General features: G+C 64.8%; 14 protein-coding genes and 3 pseudogenes. 7 read left to right on the forward strand and 10 right to left on the reverse strand.

Features of this window, described 5'->3' with window-relative positions:
• Positions 1–246 precede the first annotated feature (246 nt).
• The 3 genes from ACQP2F_RS15405 to ACQP2F_RS15415 all read left to right on the forward strand — a co-directional run bounded on the left by ACQP2F_RS15405 (position 247) and on the right by ACQP2F_RS15415 (position 3,096).
• Entirely contained in the window at positions 247–978 is a 732-nt protein-coding gene (locus ACQP2F_RS15405) for a (Fe-S)-binding protein (protein WP_433304553.1), read from the forward strand.
• 61 nt (positions 979–1,039) lie between these two features.
• On the forward strand, positions 1,040–2,464 hold the full coding sequence (locus ACQP2F_RS15410) for a lactate utilization protein B (RefSeq protein WP_433304555.1): 1,425 nt from the start codon (positions 1,040–1,042) through the stop codon (positions 2,462–2,464).
• Complete coding sequence (locus ACQP2F_RS15415) at positions 2,461–3,096, forward strand: LutC/YkgG family protein (protein WP_433304557.1); 636 nt, start codon at positions 2,461–2,463, stop codon at positions 3,094–3,096. Before ACQP2F_RS15410 ends, ACQP2F_RS15415 begins: the two co-directional genes overlap by 4 nt.
• A gap of 1,280 nt (positions 3,097–4,376) precedes the next feature.
• On the opposite strand, the pseudogene ACQP2F_RS15420 reads toward ACQP2F_RS15415, so the two are convergent.
• From ACQP2F_RS15420 to ACQP2F_RS15430, 3 genes and pseudogenes are all read right to left on the reverse strand, one after another.
• Positions 4,377–4,964: pseudogene (locus ACQP2F_RS15420) on the reverse strand (ATP-binding protein).
• Positions 4,961–5,485, reverse strand: coding sequence for a hypothetical protein (locus ACQP2F_RS15425; protein WP_433304559.1), 525 nt, complete (start codon positions 5,483–5,485; stop codon positions 4,961–4,963). The pseudogene ACQP2F_RS15420 and the gene ACQP2F_RS15425 overlap by 4 nt, the downstream one beginning before the upstream one ends.
• A 985-nt stretch (positions 5,486–6,470) precedes the next feature.
• Entirely contained in the window at positions 6,471–8,411 is a 1,941-nt protein-coding gene (locus ACQP2F_RS15430) for a serine/threonine protein kinase (protein WP_433304561.1), read from the reverse strand.
• A gap of 1,468 nt (positions 8,412–9,879) precedes the next feature.
• Here ACQP2F_RS15430 and ACQP2F_RS15435 point away from each other — a divergent pair.
• Positions 9,880–10,536, forward strand: coding sequence for a hypothetical protein (locus ACQP2F_RS15435; protein ID WP_433304563.1), 657 nt, complete (start codon positions 9,880–9,882; stop codon positions 10,534–10,536).
• A 229-nt stretch (positions 10,537–10,765) separates the two neighbouring features.
• Here the strand turns inward: ACQP2F_RS15435 and ACQP2F_RS15440 are convergent.
• The 5 genes and pseudogenes from ACQP2F_RS15440 to ACQP2F_RS15460 all read right to left on the reverse strand — a co-directional run.
• Positions 10,766–11,079: pseudogene (locus tag ACQP2F_RS15440) on the reverse strand (IS256 family transposase); the annotation flags it as partial.
• 994 nt (positions 11,080–12,073) lie between these two features.
• Positions 12,074–12,343 (reverse strand): hypothetical protein, encoded by a 270-nt coding sequence (locus tag ACQP2F_RS15445; RefSeq protein ID WP_433304565.1) that lies wholly within the window; start codon positions 12,341–12,343, stop codon positions 12,074–12,076.
• 565 nt (positions 12,344–12,908) lie between these two features.
• The gene (locus ACQP2F_RS15450; protein WP_433304567.1) at positions 12,909–14,534 is read right to left on the reverse strand and encodes a toxin glutamine deamidase domain-containing protein; all 1,626 of its coding nucleotides are present in this window, start codon (positions 14,532–14,534) and stop codon (positions 12,909–12,911) included.
• Positions 14,531–14,872, reverse strand: a complete 342-nt coding sequence (locus tag ACQP2F_RS15455) for a hypothetical protein (RefSeq protein WP_433304570.1) — start codon at positions 14,870–14,872, stop codon at positions 14,531–14,533. Before ACQP2F_RS15455 ends, ACQP2F_RS15450 begins: the two co-directional genes overlap by 4 nt.
• Before the next feature lie 755 nt (positions 14,873–15,627).
• Positions 15,628–15,813 carry a hypothetical protein gene (locus ACQP2F_RS15460; protein WP_433304572.1) on the reverse strand — a complete coding sequence of 62 codons (186 nt, stop codon included), beginning with the start codon at positions 15,811–15,813 and terminating at the stop codon, positions 15,628–15,630.
• 209 nt (positions 15,814–16,022) lie between these two features.
• On the opposite strand from ACQP2F_RS15460, the gene ACQP2F_RS15465 reads away from it, so the two are divergent.
• Positions 16,023–16,496: a hypothetical protein gene (locus tag ACQP2F_RS15465; RefSeq protein ID WP_433304574.1), complete on the forward strand. Its 474-nt coding sequence runs from the start codon at positions 16,023–16,025 to the stop codon at positions 16,494–16,496.
• 43 nt (positions 16,497–16,539) lie between these two features.
• On the opposite strand, the gene ACQP2F_RS15470 is transcribed toward ACQP2F_RS15465, so the two are convergent.
• Positions 16,540–16,743 (reverse strand): hypothetical protein, encoded by a 204-nt coding sequence (locus ACQP2F_RS15470; protein WP_433304576.1) that lies wholly within the window; start codon positions 16,741–16,743, stop codon positions 16,540–16,542.
• 990 nt (positions 16,744–17,733) lie between these two features.
• Between ACQP2F_RS15470 and ACQP2F_RS15475 the strand changes: the two genes are divergently transcribed.
• Both ACQP2F_RS15475 and ACQP2F_RS15480 read left to right on the forward strand, forming a co-directional pair.
• A complete protein-coding gene (locus ACQP2F_RS15475; protein ID WP_433304578.1) occupies positions 17,734–17,853 on the forward strand; it encodes a transposase in 120 nt (39 codons plus the stop codon).
• A gap of 21 nt (positions 17,854–17,874) precedes the next feature.
• On the forward strand, positions 17,875–18,135 hold the full coding sequence (locus tag ACQP2F_RS15480; RefSeq protein WP_433304581.1) for a hypothetical protein: 261 nt from the start codon (positions 17,875–17,877) through the stop codon (positions 18,133–18,135).
• A gap of 141 nt (positions 18,136–18,276) precedes the next feature.
• Here ACQP2F_RS15480 and ACQP2F_RS15485 read toward each other — a convergent pair.
• Positions 18,277–18,663, reverse strand: a pseudogene (locus ACQP2F_RS15485) (IS30 family transposase); the annotation flags it as partial.
• Positions 18,664–18,820: the final 157 nt, after the last annotated feature.

An 18,820-nucleotide genomic window follows, 5' to 3' on the forward strand; every position in this document is an offset into this window, starting at 1 on the left:
TGGCGTCCATCACTTGCGAGGTGCCGGTGGCCGTGCCGTCGTCTCGCTGCGGTGACGCTTGCTCGGACGTACCGGCGTCGGGAAGGCACGCAGCTGACGTCGGTCGACGGCGTCGTGGCGACGCGACGAAGTCGGTTTTGCGACAGACTCAGCAGATCGTGGGGTACGAGCCGGGCGGCGATCCGGCGGCGTGGCGCGCCGCCGCCGAACGGCTCTGACCGCCGGCTTCTGAAGGGAGGTGTGCGAATGCGGATCGCATTGTTCGCGACCTGCCTGGCCGACACCCTGTTCCCGGCCGCGGCCAAGGCGACCGTGCTGCTGCTCGAGCGGCTCGGTCACGAGGTCGTGTTCCCCGAGGAGCAGACCTGTTGCGGCCAGATGCACATCAACACCGGGTACCAGAAGGATGCTTTGCCGCTCGTCCGGCGACATATCCGGACCTTCGAGAAGTTCGACGTGGTGGTCGCCCCGTCCGGGAGCTGCGTCGGATCGGTGCGGCACCAGCATGCGATGGTCGCGGGCGGCGACACACGGCTGGCGTCGCGGGCCGAGGCGGTGGCGTCCCGGACCTATGAGCTGTCGGAATTGCTGGTCGACGTGCTCGGGGTCGAGGACGTTGGCGCCTATTTCCCGCACCGGGTGACATATCACCCGACGTGCCACTCGCTGCGGGTGCTCCGGGTCGGGGACAAGCCGCTGCGGTTGTTGCGGAAGGTGCGGGGGCTCGACCTGGTGGAGCTGCCGGCGGCGGAGCAATGCTGTGGGTTCGGCGGAACCTTCAGCGTGAAAAATGCGGATACGTCGACCGCGATGCTGGCGGACAAGATGCGGCACGTGCTCGACACGGGTGCGGATGTGTGCACGGCCGGCGACGCGTCGTGCCTCATGCACATCGGCGGCGGGCTGTCGCGGCTGCGCACCGGCGTCCGCACCGTCCATCTGGCCGAGATCCTGGCATCGACGGAGGCGGCGGCATGACGATCCGGAGGACGCGGGTCCGCTCGGCGCACGTGCGCCCGGCATGGATGGAGGCGGCGGCATGACGTTCCTGGGGATGCCGGCGCGGGCGCCGCGTGGGGTGGGACAGCTGCGGGGGGACGAGCCGTTCCCGGTGGCGGCTCGGGAGGCGCTCGCGAACGCGCAGCTGCGGCGCAACCTGCAGCACGCCACCACGACGATCCGCGGGAAGTCGGGGCGGGTCATCGCCGAACTGCCGGACTGGCAGGAGCTGCGGGCGGCGGGATCGGCGCTCAAGGCGTACACGATGGCGAACTTGCCCTTGCTGTTGGAGCAGCTCGAGGAGAAGGTGACCGCCGCCGGTGGGGTCGTGCACTGGGCGGCCGACGCCAACGAGGCCAACGCCATCGTCACCGACCTGGTGCGACGGACCGGCGAGAAGCGGGTCATCAAGGTCAAGTCGATGGCGACCCAGGAGATCGGGCTCAACGAGGCGCTCGAGGCGGCCGGGATCGCGCCGGTCGAGACCGACCTGGCCGAGCTCATCGTGCAGCTCGGGAACGACAAGCCGAGCCACATCCTGGTGCCGGCGATCCACCGGAACCGCTCGGAGATCCGGGAGATCTTCCTGTCCGCGATGCCGGACGTCGACCCGGGGCTGACCGACGATCCGCCGGTGCTGGCCGCGGCGGCCCGGCGCTACCTCCGCGAGACGTTCCTGTCGACGAAGGTGGCGGTCTCGGGGGCCAACTTCGCGATCGCCGAGACCGGGACGCTGGCGGTGGTGGAGTCGGAGGGGAACGGGCGGATGTGCCTGACCCTGCCGGAAACGCTGATCACCGTGATGGGCATCGAGAAGCTGGTGCCGGCCTGGCAGGACCTCGAGGTGTTCCTGCAACTGCTGCCGCGGGCGTCGACCGGGGAGCGGATGAACCCGTACACCTCGATGTGGCACGGGGTGACGCCGGGGGACGGGCCGCAGAGCTTCCACCTGGTGCTGCTGGACAACGGGCGCAGCGCGGTGCTGGCCGACGAGGTGGGCCGGCAGGCGCTGCACTGCATCCGGTGCTCGGCCTGCCTCAACGTGTGCCCGGTCTACGAGCGGACGGGCGGGCACGCGTACGGGTCGGTCTATCCCGGCCCGATCGGAGCGGTGCTGTCGCCGCAGCTCACCGGCGTGGACGACAACGCCACGCTGCCGTACGCGTCATCGCTGTGCGGCGCCTGCTTCGACGCCTGCCCGGTGAAGATCGACATCCCGTCGATCCTCGTCCACCTGCGCGACCAGGCGCCGCACCCACGGTCGGAGGCGGCGGTGATGGCAGCGGCGGCGTACACGATGGACCGTCCCCGGCTCTACGAGAAGGCCCAGCACGCCGCCAAGCTGGCCCGGCTGGCGGGCCGCAAGGGCCGCGGGTTGCCACCGCCGCTGAACGGGTGGTCGGCGAGCCGCGATCTGCCGGCGCCGCCGGAGGAGACGTTCCGCGATTGGTGGCGAGGGCGATGAGCTCGAAGGACGTCATTCTCGACCGGGTTCGGGCCGCGTTGGTGCACAGCTCCGCGCCGCTCGAGATCCCGCGCGAGTATCGGCGCGGCTCGGTCCCGGCCGACTTGGACCTTCTTGTGGAGCGGCTCGAGGACTACAAGGCGGTGGTTCATCGCGCAGCCGACGTGGCCGCCGCGATCGAGAAGATCGTGCCGGCCGGAACCGTGGTCGTGCCGCCGGGACTGCCGGAGCAATGGCTGCCGTCCTCGGTGGACGCCCTCGTCGACGACGGGCTCCCGGCCGACCGCATCGCGGCCGCCGACGGCGTCGTGACGGCGGCGGCGGTGGCGGTCGCCGAGACCGGGACCATCGTGCTCGACGCCTCGCCCGACCAGGGGCGCCGGATCATCTCGCTCCTGCCCGACCTGCACATCTGCGTGCTGCGCCCGGACCAGGTGGTGGCCTCCGTGCCCGAGGCCGTCGCCCGGCTCGACCCGCGTCGCCCGCTCACCTGGATCAGCGGGCCGTCCGCCACCAGCGACATCGAGCTCAACCGGGTCGAGGGGGTGCACGGCCCCCGCAACCTGCACGTCATCCTGCCGGAGGAGGCAAAACCCGCCGCTCGCGGATGCACTCTGACGCCTCAGCACTGACATCCGGTCTCGATACCGAACGTACCACGGCGGCTGCGCCTCGTATAACAGCACGAGAAACTGCGACTCGCTCGACAATAATGCAACTTTAGCAAGACGCTTGAAACTCATACGAATTCACACACTATCGCCTCTGCCGGCGTGCGCACCGCTACACTTCAGCACGCCGGATCAGCAAGCCATACGATCTGTCGAAGCCGAGCAAGCGCGACAAATAGCCCGGACGTCGGCCGATCGGAATGGCACTTTCGTATCGGCCTATCGCTTGAGGTCAAGCCGACGGGACCGGCCTCAAATCATTACAAGGAAGCAGGGAAAGGAGGGCCGTGACGTTTGCTTCGATTGTCCTAATAGTCATTGCTGCTAACGGCGGCGTCCTTCTCGGCTGGCGACTGCGCGCCATCAGCACATGGTGTCAGCGGTGTGAGGATCGTATTCGCTTCGGCAGCTGTGAACGATGTGTCGGCCTGCGCAGGGTCGTCAACCTGCGGATGACCCCCGCTGATACCCCAATTCGACCGGATTACCAAGGGCGGCGTACGTAAACCATCTCTGCGATAATCTAGGCCAACCGCCGCACTCGCGTCCGCGTGACGGACCTCTATGACACGCATTAGGCGCTCGCCCGGGCCGTGACGGTCAAACCCCGTCGACATTTCTCGGCTGCTGTCGAACAAGCGCAGGCTTCGCTCTGCGTGCCGTCGCAAATGCCTTGCTGCGACGGTGCTGTGTAACGCGGTCGCGTCTGGCTCCAGCGGCCTTCGCCGGCAAAGTCCGCTGATCGGGGGCTCCGTATGGTCGATGCCCCATCGTGGCCCCGTCGATCGCAAGCAGCTCGCACAGCTAAAACAACAGCGGCGGATTCAAGCCGCTATGCAGGACAAATTTCACCCCCGGTATCCGCGAGACCCGGAGATCGTCCGCTGACCGACTACGCTTCTGATCATTACGAACAAGATCGTCGACCTGCCCGCAATGCCGCACAGCCCGGGTGTCAACGGACACTTGGAGTCCCGGGTGGGCGGACGGTTGGCCGCCGGGTCCGCGGTCACGGTTTCTCCGGGTCCGCGGACACTGGTCTTTCGGATGGTTGGTTGGATCAAGGGGATCACTCCTTTTCCGGCGAGGGCTTCGGCGAGGTGGTGGCTGTCGCCTTTGGTCAGGACGAGGTGTGCGCGGTTCAGGAGCCGATCGACCGTCGCGGTCGCGAGGGTTTTCGGTGTGATGGTGTCGAGGCCTGAGGGGTGGATGTTGCTGGTCACGGCGATCGAGCGGCGTTCTTAGGCGGCGTCGATGATCCGGTGGAACGCTTCGGCGGCGTCCTGTCCGGCGGGCAGCATGCCCATGTCGTCGACGACGATCAGGTCGCAGCCGCAGATCCGGGTGATGGTGCGGGCGACCGATCCGTCGGCTTTGCTCTTGGTGAGGGTCTAGGTGAGGATTTCCAGGGTGAACCAGGCGACCCGCAGGTCTGATTCGATCGCGGCGTGGGCGAGGGCTTCGACGACATGCGATTTGCCGGTGCCTGACGGCCCGGACACGACCAGATTTTCGTGCCGCCCTACCCACTCGAGGGTGGTCAACGCGTTCTGGGTGAGTTCGGGGATCGAGGATTCCACGGGCCGCCAGGATCCGAGGGTCTTACCGGTCGGGAAGTTCGCGGTTTTGCGCCGCATCCGCCGGGTGGCGTGGTCGCGGCCGACGGCTTCCTCGGCGAGCAGGACCCGGACGACTTCGGCGGGGTCCCAGCGTTGCGCCCGGGCGGTGGCCAGGACATCGGGTGCGGCTTTGCGCAGATAGGGCAGCCGCATCCGGCGCAGCAGCCGCTCGAGCTCGTCCGGGATCGCGGCAGGGTCGGGTCTGCTCATCGGCCGAACCGGTCCCACGACCCGGTGCCGGGCTGCACCGAATGGTTCTGGTCGGCGATGACCACGTCACCGGGAACCCCGGCTTGTTCGACGTGCTCAAGGATCCAGACCAGGTCATCCTCGGCGAACCGGCCGGCGATCGCGGCCAGCCCAAGCGCCTCATCAACCGCGCCCGGCTCGAGGACAGTGGCGAGCTCGATCGCCTTGGCCATCTTCGCCCGCACCCTCGTGGCGCCGGTGGCGCCGGCCTCGATCAGCCAGCGGCGGGCCCCTTCACCGAGCGCCAGGAACGCGATCTCCTGCTCGGTGCGCGGCCGCAGCCGGGCGGGCCGGGGCAGGTTCCCGCCGGGATGATGCGGATAGTGGGCGTCGGGCAGCCGCGGGTTGCCCGGGGTCGACAACTCATGCCGGGCGATCTCCGACAGCCCGGCCGCAGTCCGGGCCACGATCACCAGCTCGGCGCCGACGACCCGGCACCACACCTTGCTGCCGACATGCCCGGACGGAGTCGAATACCGCACCGCCCCGAGCGACAGCTGCGTCCGTTCGGCCGCCAGCGGGAACGGCTCTGGTCTCGCGGTGAGAGCGGTTGTTGACGCGTTTGCACCAGGCAAAACGCGCTTCCGCCAGCTCGAGGAATGATCCACAGGCGGCGGCCAGCTTCGCCGCGGTGGGCGCCGGGTGTTGCTTGGCGATCTTCACCGTCGCCTCGACGCCACTTTTTAGACTCCGAGCTGGTCCGGCGACCGTCCCCGAGTCCACTTGCCTCGAACTTAAAAAGTTCCGATTGAGCCATGAATCGAACATCTGGAGGCACAGTCCCTCTCGTGGCGCTTCTCGCAACTATGCATCGCGAACGCGGAAGGAGCCGGTGACCGCTGACATTCATATGTTTCTAGGCAATGGGAGGGGTGTCGCACGGCCTTTCGCTATTGATGTTCGGAACGAAGTGGGCTCGGCTCGGCAGCCTGGGAGCGGCGGTAACCCTCGGACCTGCCCGTCGAGCGGCTATTGTGAATCCGATGCTTCCGCTGACCGGGTCACCGGATGAGGATCGCGAAGCGTCCTTAGCCGGGGAAGCAGACGCGATCTTGTGCGTGATCCGTCAGCTCGTTCGTGGCATCAGCTGCAGGTCGACTTCTCGGTGGTTGACGGCGTATCGGCGTCAGCATGGGCGCCCGGTGGATGGTCGCCGTTCGCCTGCTCGAGGAACTCCATTGCCCAGAAAACCGAAGAAGTGAGCGGCGAACCCGGTCCGTACACCGGATCACCGACTGGCAGCCGGTCGAAGGAAGTTGACACCGCTGGCTGGGACGTTCGTCGCTACAACTCGGCTCGAGGATCAGCGGCCGTACGCAGATTACCGTGTTCGAATGTCACCCATCCGGCGATTCGCGTGGGTCGATAGCCACGCAGACATATGCCGCCGCTGAAGCAGCCGCGGCAGCTGCCACTTCAGCGGGCATGAGGTTGCTCGGTGGAAGCCTTGCCACTCTCGTACCTCGGTCAGCTAAATCCCTGCCAGTCCTGCCGTAAGTAGGCAAGGGAATTTGTCCATGTGCGTATCTCGAGCATGTGGCCCGCCGTTCCTTTGGCAATGCTGAAGGGGAGGGTGAAGACTTGATAGTGATTAGGCCGGGTGAAGTCGTTGCGGTGCACTTGGCGTACGGCTAGTCGCATCCCGGCGGTAGAGTCGAAGACATCAAGTGTTGCCACGACAGCGTCGTCTGCCGTGTTGTTGTCGATAGCCAGCGCCACGGAGCCGGCGTGCGATCCCGCCGTCACCTTCGTGGTATAAGGACCATAGCTGAGAAATCCTGGTCCGTCCTTTACGGTAGCGGACCACCCGTCGCCGTCGAGACGGCCGACGAGATGACTCGGGAGGCGTTCACTTTCCCACCGCAGCCGGGCAGGTGGCGTAGATTTTACGAGCGAGTTTCGTTCGCCCTGCGTCTTTCTCGGTTCTGATCGAGCCGCTTCGGAAGTCCGTGGACGAGGGCGCCACTGTGGTGTTCTGGATGTTGGGGCGGTAACCGGCAGCGTCGACGGCGATCGCGGCGGGGCAACCGCTGGATCGACCCGGTTGGAAGACGGCGGGGGCGTCGCGGGCGAAACGCTGCCCGAGGAGCGAGGCGATGCGTCCTGCGTTGGGGGCCAGAGCACTAGACTCAGGAGCGACAATGCCATGACTACTGCAGCGACTACCCCCAGCCGGCGTATCCGGCGACGTCTGCTGATGTCTTGCGGTCCTGGCTGCCCGAGGATTGCTGTTTCCGCAGCGTCGCCCTTGAGAATGTCCTTCGCGGCCACGCTGCCCTTAGGTCGTTGCGGCGTGGCCGGCGCAGTCTGCGCTTGAGGTTGGACACTCGATTCCGATCGAGTGACATCGCTGACCTCGGTCGGGATAGCCTGGCCGTTCTCGCGAAGCGGCGGATCGGCGGCAAGCTCAACAGCATGGCCCTGGTCCGAAGGCTCGGCAGCAGCCGCATCCGGTCGTTCGCCGCTGTGCACGTTGGCTACTGCGTCAACGGCTCCACTGCCGTCAACGGACGCGGCGCGTTCAGTGGCAGCGTCGCGTCGTATCGGCGCCTCGGCGCCCGGTTGCTTGGCCAGAGGCTCGAGGCCACCGATCAGGAGTCGGCGATGGGCCGCCGTGCCCGTCGCGTCGACCGTTTGGGAGAGTTTCGCCGCGATGTCACCGATGGATGGCCTGGATGCCGGTTCGAAGCTCAAGCCAAGTTGGAGGATCTTCACCATGTTTGGCGCGACTCCGGGCCAATCCTCGAGCGGCGCGACGTAGGCGTCATGCAGCTCTGCCAGTGAAACATTTGGCTGGACTGTGCGGGCTGGGCGATGCGAGATGAGCCACGTGAGCGTTGCGCACAACTGATAAATGTCTGACGCCGGCGAAGGGGGGACTGCCCACATGAATTCGGGCGGATCGAAGGCCAGATCGGGACCATGCTTGTTAATTCCGCACGCCAGGGGTGGCTGAAAATCAATGAGGACGGGGCCAGTCGGGGCGATAAGAACATTTCCAGGGGTTACTGCGCCGTGCACTACATTCAGATCGTGGGCGTGAGCCAGTGCTGCCGCAAGGCGACTTCCGAGCTCGGCGTAGTTGCCGGTCCAGGAACTCAATATAGTAGTCACTTCGGTGCTATTCGACTTAGATATCTCGGAGAGGTGAAAAGGATAATGGTCTAATGTAAAGCCGCTTCTGCGCAGCCTCGCTATGTTGGGATGTGTTAGCCTGGTGAGAGCGGCCGCGTGGCGTTCGAAAATTTCCCTTCTGTGCTCGTCCTTCGCCTTCTCTTTAAAGACTTTCAGTGCGACAATGGCTCCGTCAGTGCTGTCCTTGCCGCTAAATATGGTGGAATTTCGACCGACGGCTCCGAGCTTAAGTTCCAGAAGATCGAGTCCTTCGGGAAGTGGGGGGATTTGCACTGTCGCCCTTCCGTGCGCATCGTTCGTCGGGTTCAGCGCTAGTCTCTCGATGGGACTGCTGAAAGGCCGTTTGTCAAATGAAGATCGATGCACCATCTTATGAGTGCTAGAAGATGGATTTCAACGGCTGCGGCGTTCGCCTGCCGCACTCATTCCCGAGATTGATAGACGGTTCAGCCGCTCTACCCAGCAGCGCCGGTCGGAGGGGACCGGTCGATCGTGTCTGACGTCGCCGGTGCGGTCGACGGCGTGGGGAATAACGTAGCGGCGCAGCTCCCATTTGATTGCCGATGGGGCTCGGCCGAGCTGCTAGGCGATCGCTGGCATGTCCGAGCCCTGCTGTCGCAGTAACGAGATCCGGTACCGGTCAAGGAGTGACAAGTAGGCCTTCGACCGAATTGTCCCGAGCACCCAAGGTGTCGGCCGCCTGGCCCTCTGATGAGTGTAACCAGGGGTCGACCGCGGCCGTCGGCAAGGGTGTAAATCTTCGTGGTCAGCCCGCCACGGGAGTAGCCAATGCCTTCTGCCTGCGTTTCCTGGATGGTCGGCCCTTTGGCAGCTCCAGCAGCGTCCTGATGAGTTCGCAAGATGGTGGCATCCACCTCGGCGCTCAAGCCGATGTCGTCGTCGAGATCGGCCAGGACGATGACTGCGGCCTTGAGCCGGCCCCACGTACGGTCAGCGGCCCGCCGAGTGAACCGTTGCGCCGGCCGGACCGATCTCCCAATACGGCATTTCGGTGTCTTTCAATTTTTCGGCACGTCTGCCATGAGCAATACCAGATATGATCATGGATGTGGCGGCGAAAGTCGACAGCTTGCGCGCCCACAAGAGATCCATCTTCAGCCCGCAGTCGGCAAATCGTCGTTTTCCCGTCTGTTAAAGGGGGATCCTAGCCCCATCTTTGCGTCGACAGCACCTAACTGCCTTGCGCCGAGGCGATACAGGTGATCGGCGTGCCGCCGATCAGGTCTAAGCCGGCCCAGCTGAAGGCGGACTGGGTTGGTGAAGCTACCTTCCAGCTCACCGAAGATAAGACCGATGAGAATGGCGCAACGAGGATAAGGTCGGATACTGCAAAATCGGCGTATGCCGCGACTGGGGTACGATGCATTCTGCTTTTAATACCGGCTGTTTGACGCCGAGCCATTTCTCGAAAAATCAATTTTCGGTATTCCGAGGGCCACGATGCGCAGCCGTCGGCATTTTACGCATTGATTGGGCCCTGAATAAAGCCTCTGACGCCGACTTCGGTCTGCCCGGCGCTTCGCCTATGCGCCTGTGCGACGCGACTCTCCCTTTGTTGCTCTGAGTCGGAGCGACCGTAAAATTAGTCTGCCTTTTGGTGGTCGACTACTAATGGAATAGTATAAATTGTTGGCGGGGATGCCGAAACCTTGATCATGCAGTGGACGTCGATTAGCTTTTGCGCTCATCAAAGTCGAGCGCCTTTTATCGAGGAGTCTGTATGCGAGTAAGAAGCATCGGCGCAGCACTTTCCGGGCTGGTGATCAGCCTGGGCGTCCTCGCGGGCACCGGCGTCTCTGCCTCAGCCGCAGTTAGCCAGGTTGGCTGGCTTTTGCCGGGGGAATCACTTAGCCCCAACCAGCAGGTGCAGTCGCCCAGCAAAACCTACAACCTCATCATGCAGACCGATGGCAATCTCGTCCTCTACGGCCCGCGAGGGGCGGAATGGTCAACGGGAACCTGGGGATCTGGAGCAAACCTCGCCATCATGCAACCGGATGGCAACTTCGTCGTCTATGCCCCAAATTCCGCCAAGTTCGATACGCAAACTTGGGGAAATCCCAACGCGAAATTGGCCGTTCAGGATGACGGCAACGTTGTGGTCTACGCGGCCAACAACGGCCCAGCAAAGTGGTCTAGCAAGTACGGCCCAGCTGCGACCCCGCCCGCGCAGCACATCGTCTACAAGGACTTCGTCAGCTCTGGCTCAGGAAGCACCTACAGCTTGGCGCAGTCTGCCGCGTCGGCAAATGCGACAGCGAGCGGGCGCGCCCAAGGGTACAGCAACTGCAACATCGTTTTCACGAACATTTCGGGGAGCGCGGCCACCCATTATTATTCGGGAACGGTGACTGTTCGCTGTTCGAAGCTGGGCTAAGCAGCATGCTGCGACACGCAGACCGCGGTCGCTGACCGGGCGGCGCAGCGGGCATGACCTCTCTACGTCATCGTGATGGTTCATGGACTTGACGATCAAATCTGAGTGGTTCATGCCCGCTCGCCGTTTCCGCAAATCAAACGCGGCGCATGCCAGCGCTGATCGTAGCTCGGAGGCGCCCGTCTATCACCGGAGCCAACTCGAAGCGCTTGCGCGAGCCGAGGATTTCCATCTGCGGCGACTTACGCACCAGGCGGGCAGGATCGCCGACGCGAACCGATTGCTTTCGCCGGTCTGCTCGTCGAGGGGCTTGTCGCTGACCCGCGGCACCGAGACCTCGACCCCGCCGGAGCTGGTCGGCACCAGCCGCGGCCGCGTGAGCCCGTGGCGCACGACGAGGCGGCGGCTATCGTCGCCGAGCCCGCCGGCGTGTGCGGCGATGCAGTCGGCGACCTCGGCCTCGTGCGCGGCGGCGAGCATCCGGCAGGCACCGTCCCGCACGATCTCATCAATCAGCGAGCCCCCGGATACCGGCTCGGCCACGGTCGCCGGCGTCTGGTCTTGCCGGCTGACTACGGCAAACACGGGCGCCCCCTCCCACCCGCGTTACCGCGAGCTCCACTCGATTGCTGGCTGGAACTCGCCGGGAAGGGACGCCCCCAACGCGAACCCACAAATTCGAGCATTGCTTCCTGGCGTTTACTACTACCTGCTGGGACCAGCACCGGACCGCACTCGACGAGTGCGCGAGGATCTGCTGATGAGGTTCCGGGCCGACCGGATGATCGAACAGGACTGTCCGGCCGACCGTGCCCGGCTAGTGCAGGCGCACGGCAGGGACCGCATGGCTTCGCGGGGCGGCCCATCGTCCTCTACCACCTGGACATTGCCTGGGCCGAATACCTTGGGGTTCTGGGAGAAATCCGCGAGAGCATCCATCTGCACGCCTTCGGAAATCTCGATCCGTTGACTAAGCTTCACCGCGCGGCGATCCCCGCCTTCCGAGGGCTTGTTCCCGAGAAGGTGGAGCGGCGCTGTGCGGAAACCTTCGCCGGCTTCGACCTGTCTGACTCAAACTGGACACCCCCAAGAATCTCGGCTTGCAGCGTCCCAGCGCAACCTGTATTGACATGGTCAACGACAGGCAGCCGGGATCCTACCTGGACCAGTTACTCGCCGGCACGAGCGGGCTGCTCCGAGAGGGATGGCAGACGGCTCGCAAAAGTAGGGGCAATCGGCCGGACGGTTAGGCGGGACCTCTCGAGCGAGGGCATCGGCCGGTCCTCACACCTCCGCCAGCGGTTACCGCAATGCCCCGCGCGGTTCGGGAGCGGCGTGCCAGGCCTCAACGGCCCGGTAGCTGCCCGGCCGCGGCGTCCGACGGCGGTCAGAACGGCAGCCGACTGGGTCCCGGGCACGTTGGCCGCGTCAGCCTCGCGGCAGCTGGTCGGTGGACCTCTGCCGTCTGCGGGGGCCTTCTGAACACCGCTTTGTGGCCGTTTTGCCCTCAGCTCAACCGGTCCATCGGTGCCCGTGCTCATCGAATGGCGGCTGTCAGGTGCTGAACAACTAGGCGGGCCGCCTTCTCGCCCGCTCGCTGACGGATCAAGCCCTCCTTCGCCACGCCGCGGACGGTGGCGTGAACCGAGCCATTCTGCTCCGATGCCGTCACCGTAACGACGGCCGGGTTCAGCTTGATCGCGCCAGCGCCCATCAGGACCTGCGAATCGGCTGTTTTCGTACCCAAGAAAGCCAAGGTTCGGCCGATCAGTTCGGTAGCGGCTGGCAACGACAGCGGAAGTTCCAACGTAGTCTCGAAGATATCAGCTCGCATGCGCCGGGCCGCGTAGGCCGCCCCCGCTCCAGCGCCTGGCTTGCTCCTCTTACCCAAGGCGGTAAGTCCCCCGACCAGCAGGTCATTCTCCTCAGGAGTAAGTTCCATGCCCGCTAGTAGACTACGATAGGTCGCGAAACCGCTACCGGCGATCCGGAAAATGCAGTTTTAGTAATAGACGGAAGTTTTCCAACTGAAGTTGCGCCTGTCCGGGTGGACGAATTTTGCTGGCGGACGTCTACGTGACTCGGCGAGGGGCATGGTGTTCATCGAACAAACCGTGCGACCGCTTTGTGGTCGTGCTTCATTGCCGAATATTGGAGGTCGGAAAGTCAATTGACTCCCGCTTCTCCTGCATGCCGGGGCAGTGGTTTTTAGTAAGCCGTGCGCAATGGGAGGTGATCATTTCGGAACGCTACCCAATCCTGTCCGCACTATGCAAATCGGACACGTCAGAGTCGGGTCCGCCGACGTTCAATTGGTTGTCGTACTAAACGACAGGTATGACTCCGGAAAGTAGATCTCGCCCGTAGCGGATCTAGCGGGCCGCGTTCGGCCGGGGTGCCGGGGTGACGAATTCGAAAGCGTTAGGCCGGATCTCAGCATCGTCCGTGCGCAGAAAATAGATCTTCAAGTTGTGGTCCAGTTGATCGAATGCCGATCGACTGCCAGTCTGTGGGTCTACGAGGGCAACTGCGGGGCCCAGCTTTTCGTCACCGAGGTTAACGCCCATGAACACGTGGCCGTCGCCGCCTGTCATGGTGCGGATGGAGACGATGCCTCGAGTGCCGGGACCGCCGCCCTCTAATGCCTTGAAAAGTTCATCGGTGGTGACCGGCTGAAACGGCCGACCATACAGCTGCTCTATAGCGCTGGGTTGTCCCGTAGCCGGCATAGACTGGAGATCGCCGTGATACATGATGGAATCCCGCGGATCGTCCATGGCGCGCTTCGCAATCACATCGAGGCTGAAGTCTTGTCGCATATTCAGGTCAAACGCTACGCACGCGTTCACGCAGTTCCAGTCGGTTTCAAGGTTGTTACGGCTGTATCCAGGGTTGGTTTTCGCCAGGACGCCGTGCATGTGATCTTGTCGGGCCCGGTACTCCGTTGACTCGTGATAGAAGGCGTCCAACGCCTCCTGCCGACTCATCTGTCGGGGACCTAGCTGGTTTTCGGGCGGCGGGCTCGGCACTCGCTCGGCGCCGCCCGGCACTGCTGCCTGGGTAGTGGCGTCCCGGGGACCGAGGCTCGAGATGTCCGGATCAGGTACGTGCATGCCCAACCAATCCGGCAGTGCCCGAACAGCGCGCATCCCTACGTCGAACACCGAGCCGCCCAGCAACGCCGCGCCCAGCCCGCCGGTAACCCCGTCGGCGTTGCCGTTTCGTAGGCCTTCGGCGACAGCTGTATAGCCAGTGACGCCGCCGATGGCTGCGCCCCATTTGTCGATGCTCTCCCTCGGAGTGGCCCCGAAGGCAACGTAGGTGCCAAGCTCTTGGGCGAGCCCGCTGGGATCTGTTGCCACCTCCGCGGTCAGAGATGCTAGTCCGTGCGCAATCTCAGCTCCTTGACGCAGCCCGCCGCCGATCATCCCGCCGAGCAATCGGATCGGTGAGGTAACGATAGTGGAGAACGCCAACCCGCGCTCGAAGACGTCGGCGGCCTTATCCAGTTTCCTGTGCAGCTCGACGGCGGCGGACCGCACCGTCGCCACGGACGCCTGCGCGATCCTGTCAGCCTGCTCGCACGCGCTGATGCAGAGGGCGGCCTTCTGAGACCAGGCTATGCGTGCGGCGGCTGGTGGCGGGTTCACGCTGGCCTGCTGAAGTCCCTGTCGGCCCTGGTCGAACAGGCTCCGTGCCTGCAGGATTCGCTTCTTTTCGGCTTTGAGCACCACCGCGTAAGCCTCGATGGCCTGCACCGCCGTGGAAATCGCGAGTCGCTCGGCGTCCATGTGGTCGAGCTGCTGCGCGGTCCCGATCACATGCTGGTCCTTCGTTGGCCCTTTCCAGATATCGTCATCGGGGACTGAGGCTGCCACCCGGCCGGTCGTATCGGCGAAGTCGAGACTGCAATCGACTAGCTTGACGCCGACTGCATCCACGGCCGCCGGGTCACTGCCGGCCAGCAGTGCCGCGCCGGCGGGATCACGGGAGCTCACGGCCTCATCCGTACGCGTCCGCCTGGCAGCCGTCCAATAATGTCAGCGTAATTGTCGGCCACCCGTTCGTCGGCTCCTACGACGTCCAGGACATACGCCTGAATTTGTTCCGCCACCTGTTGAACCCGGGTGGCACGCAAGGACAGCCCAGCCTCGCACCGGGTCACAAAGGAGTTGATCGCCGCGGCGGCTGTCTCGTCGCCGCATTGCTGGGCCGTGACATGTGCTGTTACCACCTGCTCGGCCATACTCCGGATTGCGTAGTGAGTGGCCAGCAGGACATCCGCCACGTCGCGTAGCCCGTCGGGCCGTACGCCGATCTCGCTCTCCTCCGTCATGGGTGTCCTCCATCCTTTACGAGCGCACGTTCGTCGGCACCGCCACGGGAAACTCTTTGGGAGGCTAGCGCATTCACTCACGTTTAGGTACGTGTCACCGCCCGTACGCGGGCAAAGGTTTGTTGAACAGGTAGGCGGTGACAGTCAGCGATAGCGCGTGCCACTTGTCGCCTGGTCACACCGGGGCTTCAAGTCGACCATGGGACCGCGTAAGCCATCCTTCTACTGTTGGCGAAGATGTGATCGAGAAGTGTAGTCTGCTCGGCTGCGTCGGCGCCAAACGTGCCGCAAGCATGGGGTAACGCGTGTGCGAGTACTGCTTGAGTTCGGACAGGTCGGCGCCGCCCTACCTTGTCGCTAAAGCAACTATGCGAGGTTTGGTGCCCATTCGGTGCCGAGCCGGTCCCCGGTGTCGTGCCGGTGATCAAGGGGAGTCCGATGTCGTGGCGGGCAATTGATTTGCCGTTTGGCGGGAGCTGAGCTGGCGTCCCGGCAGCGTGGAAGGGGCTTCGGTGGCTGCGCTGGCGACGGACTGGTCGCATGGGAAGTTCGGCAGTCCCCGTCGCACGCGGGCAGCGATACGCCTCCCCGGGCCGATGGATCACCGGCTCGTAGAGCGCCCGGCTCCATGAGGCGTCTCGGGTGGCGTGGTCCTGCGCCAGGGCGAGGCGCGACGCCGCTCTATATGGGCGACGCCAGTACTCCACATCCCGCGGTCCGCGGCGGCTGGTTCGGGCAGCGCGGAGCGGAGCGGTTCAACCCAGCGTCGGGATGTATTGGCGGAAGCGGCGCGCGATGTCGAAGCGGCGCTCGAACGTCTGCCAGCCCCCGTCAAAATCGCCGGCCGTGGCGTCGACCTTGGACCACCACCGCCAGAACGGCTCCGGCTCGTCGCGGCTGGGCAGGCGGTCGACGGTGAGCCGGATGACCCGTGCAGTCAATGATCGGCAGCGGCTGGTCACAGTCGATTTACTCCGCGCGTCGGCTCAACCTGGGACCCGCGGCGGGCGTTCTCCTGACACCGATAGCGGCGACTCTTGGGCACGGAAGGGTCTGGCCAGTAGCGACGCTGGATCAAACCGGGGGCAAACGACAAACTGAGCGCGATGTCACTCATTAGGGCGACGGTTGAGTCCGTAAGCTGACGGCCATGACACCTGCCAACGGCGGTCGGGAGATGGCGGAGCATCGTGACGCTGGTCCTTATGAGTCGGTCGAACAGGCTCTAGCCCAGCTGATGGCGATGATGCACGAGATCTCTTTCTTTGACAGGGCACAAGAAATTGTCGGCGAGTTGGTACTCATCGAGGCGTTGTTACTCAGAAGGGTATCGATTAGCGAATGGGAACAAGTCGTCTTGAGCGAGATCACGCGAACGCTTCCTCCGGAAGCAGCGCAAGTGATTGCCGGGTGGCTGTTGCGCGCGCCTGTCCGCCAAGTTGTGGAGTGCAGTGTCGTACAGTCGAGGGCGGCGGGCCCGGGGAATGACTGCCGCGGCGGCAAGGTTTTCGGACTTGGGCAATGCTATGCGGAGTTGAGTTGGCGATCGCCGTTGTGTGACAGCCAATGGCGCGCCTGGTCGACGTTGGCGCTGGGTGCCTCAACGGGCGCGGTGCCGACTTAGTTGGCGTAGGCGGCCGGCGTGGTCAATCGGCGGGGTCGGCCGGTTATGCCGAGGAGCCTCGGATCGCCGCCACCGCCCCGGCATCCGCGTCGGCCGTGATCGGGCCGATAACGACGATCTCGGTCAAGATGCCGCCGGATTCGTCGTGGAGTGCGGCGGCGGCTTTGGTGCTTGCTTCCAGCCGCGCATCGAGGGATAGGATCGCGATGGTCAGGTCCCTGGGCGACTGCTTTGCATGCCCGTTCAATGTCAGCCACCGAGCAGCGTGGCTTCGCTGTGCACCCAAAGCGCTGGATCGTCGAACGCAGCGCTGCCTGGCTCACCGCGCATCGCCCGGCTCAAGCCTACGAACGTGAGCTCGCCGTCTCCGAAAAGGTCATCCGCTGGCTGTCATCGACACCGTGGCCAGCTGCCTCGACAGCGGGCGGCCCGCCGCCCGGCGACGCGTAGAGGACTTTGCCGCCACGCCCGAATAGCTCTCCAACGTTTACACAACGATCGCTGGCGTGTTCGATGAGCGAAGCGCGTGTGATGAAGCGCCTCCGGGCGAGCGCCGTAAACCGGCGACGTCGGCGCAGCGGGCCTTCGGTTCCTCGTCGGCGGGTTAACCGCCGGCTCGAATGGCCCCGACCCCCTTGATGGCATGGAGGAGAGGGCCTTGCTGCTCGTAACTCCCGGCGGGATGGTCGGGGGTGCTCATGTCAAACGACGAAGGAGGCCCCGCGTGTCAGCAGAGTACGACGGCCCGCAGATTGTGGTATCGACCTGCGTCGTTGCCGGTCGGTGATCGTGCGCAGGGACGAGACCGGGAATCGGCTGGGCACGGTCCGAATCGACAACGGCCGGATGGCTCTGGCAACGCAGATCGCGCTGGCGTGCGAGCCTCCGCAGATCGTGCTGGGGCCACGTATGGCTAGTACTGGGCCGTCGACGTGCTGCAGGATCCGGCGCCGAGGTTCACCGGGCGCATCCGTTCGGGGTGGAAGGTTCGACTACCGTCGGGTGAAGAACGACGTCCGTGACGCCGCTGATCTCGCGGATTTGCTGCGCATGGGTGCTTGCCGGGAGGGTGGATCGCTCCGCCCGCGGTCCGGCAGCTCTGACAGATGGTCAGGCGCCGAGCGAAGCTGGTGGCCTGGTGCAGCGGGCTGAAAGCAGTGTCCTGGCGTAGCGGGCTGAAAGCCTCGGTCGCCGGACCATTACGCGCCGCCTTAACGGTCACGCCGGCTTCCGGGCGGTGCAAAAGGTTCCCGGCGTCGGACCGACGCTGGCGGCGATCTTCGTCGCAGAGCTCGGCGACGTCACCCGCTTGGCCAGCCCCGCGCATTTGAGCTCGTGGGCCGGGCTGACGCCTTAGCACCACGCGTCCGATACCGTCGTGCGGCGCGGCCCGAGCACCGAACAGGGCTCGACGCCGGTGCGGTGGGCGGCGGCCGAAGCTGCCCAAGGTGCCCGCTACGCCGACCAACTCAACCAGACCCGCACCCGCACCCGCACCCGCATCGCCGAACGCCGGGGCCGCAACCTCGCCACCGTCGCGGTGGCCCGCAAGCTGCTCACGTACGTCTACTACGGCCTGCGCGATGGACGTGTCAACGGCGGCCGAATCTGGACCCCCTGCGGGCGCGGCGGGTTCTAGTCGACGTTGCAACACGGACGGGTCGCTCGAGGCTAGCAGCGTCGCGAAGAGGTCTGCTGGCGCCTGGTCGTTGAGCACCATGCGGGGGCGGTGGTTGAGTTGGTGTTCGACTGCGGCAAGGTGTTCGGGTGAGTGGGCGCTGAGGTCGGTGCCTTTGGGGAAGTAGTCGCGCAGCAGGCCGTTGGCGTTCTCGTTGGATCCGCGCTGCCGGGGCGAGTGGGAGCAGCAGAAGTAGACCGGTGCGCCGAGCGACTTGGTGATTGATCTGTGTCGAGCCATCTCGGTGCCCTGATCCCAGGTGATGGAGCGTAACAGTCCAGGTGACAGGTCGGCCAGGCGGGCGATGAGCGCCTGGTGCAGTGCGTCGCCGTCGCGCAGTGGCAGGTGCAGTAGCCGAACGAGTCGGGTGGTGCGTTCGACCAGCGTGCCGATCGCGGAGCGTTGGTCTTTGCCGACGATGGAATCTCCTTCCCAGTGCCCGCTTGGGACCGGTCCTCGGGCTGGAACGGCCGCTGGTGGCTGGTGCACATCGGTTGCTGGAAGCGTGGCCGGCGTCGCTCGACGCGCTGATGCGCGCGGCGATGGTCGCGGCCGGTCCGCAGCGGCGAACGCCGATGAGGCGCAAGCTTTGTCGGTCGCATCAAGCCGGATCCGGGCTGGTAGATCGCTTTGTAGATGCTGTCAT

The organism is Actinoplanes sp. CA-030573 (assembly GCF_050951115.1).
Lineage (GTDB): Bacteria > Actinomycetota > Actinomycetes > Mycobacteriales > Micromonosporaceae > Actinoplanes.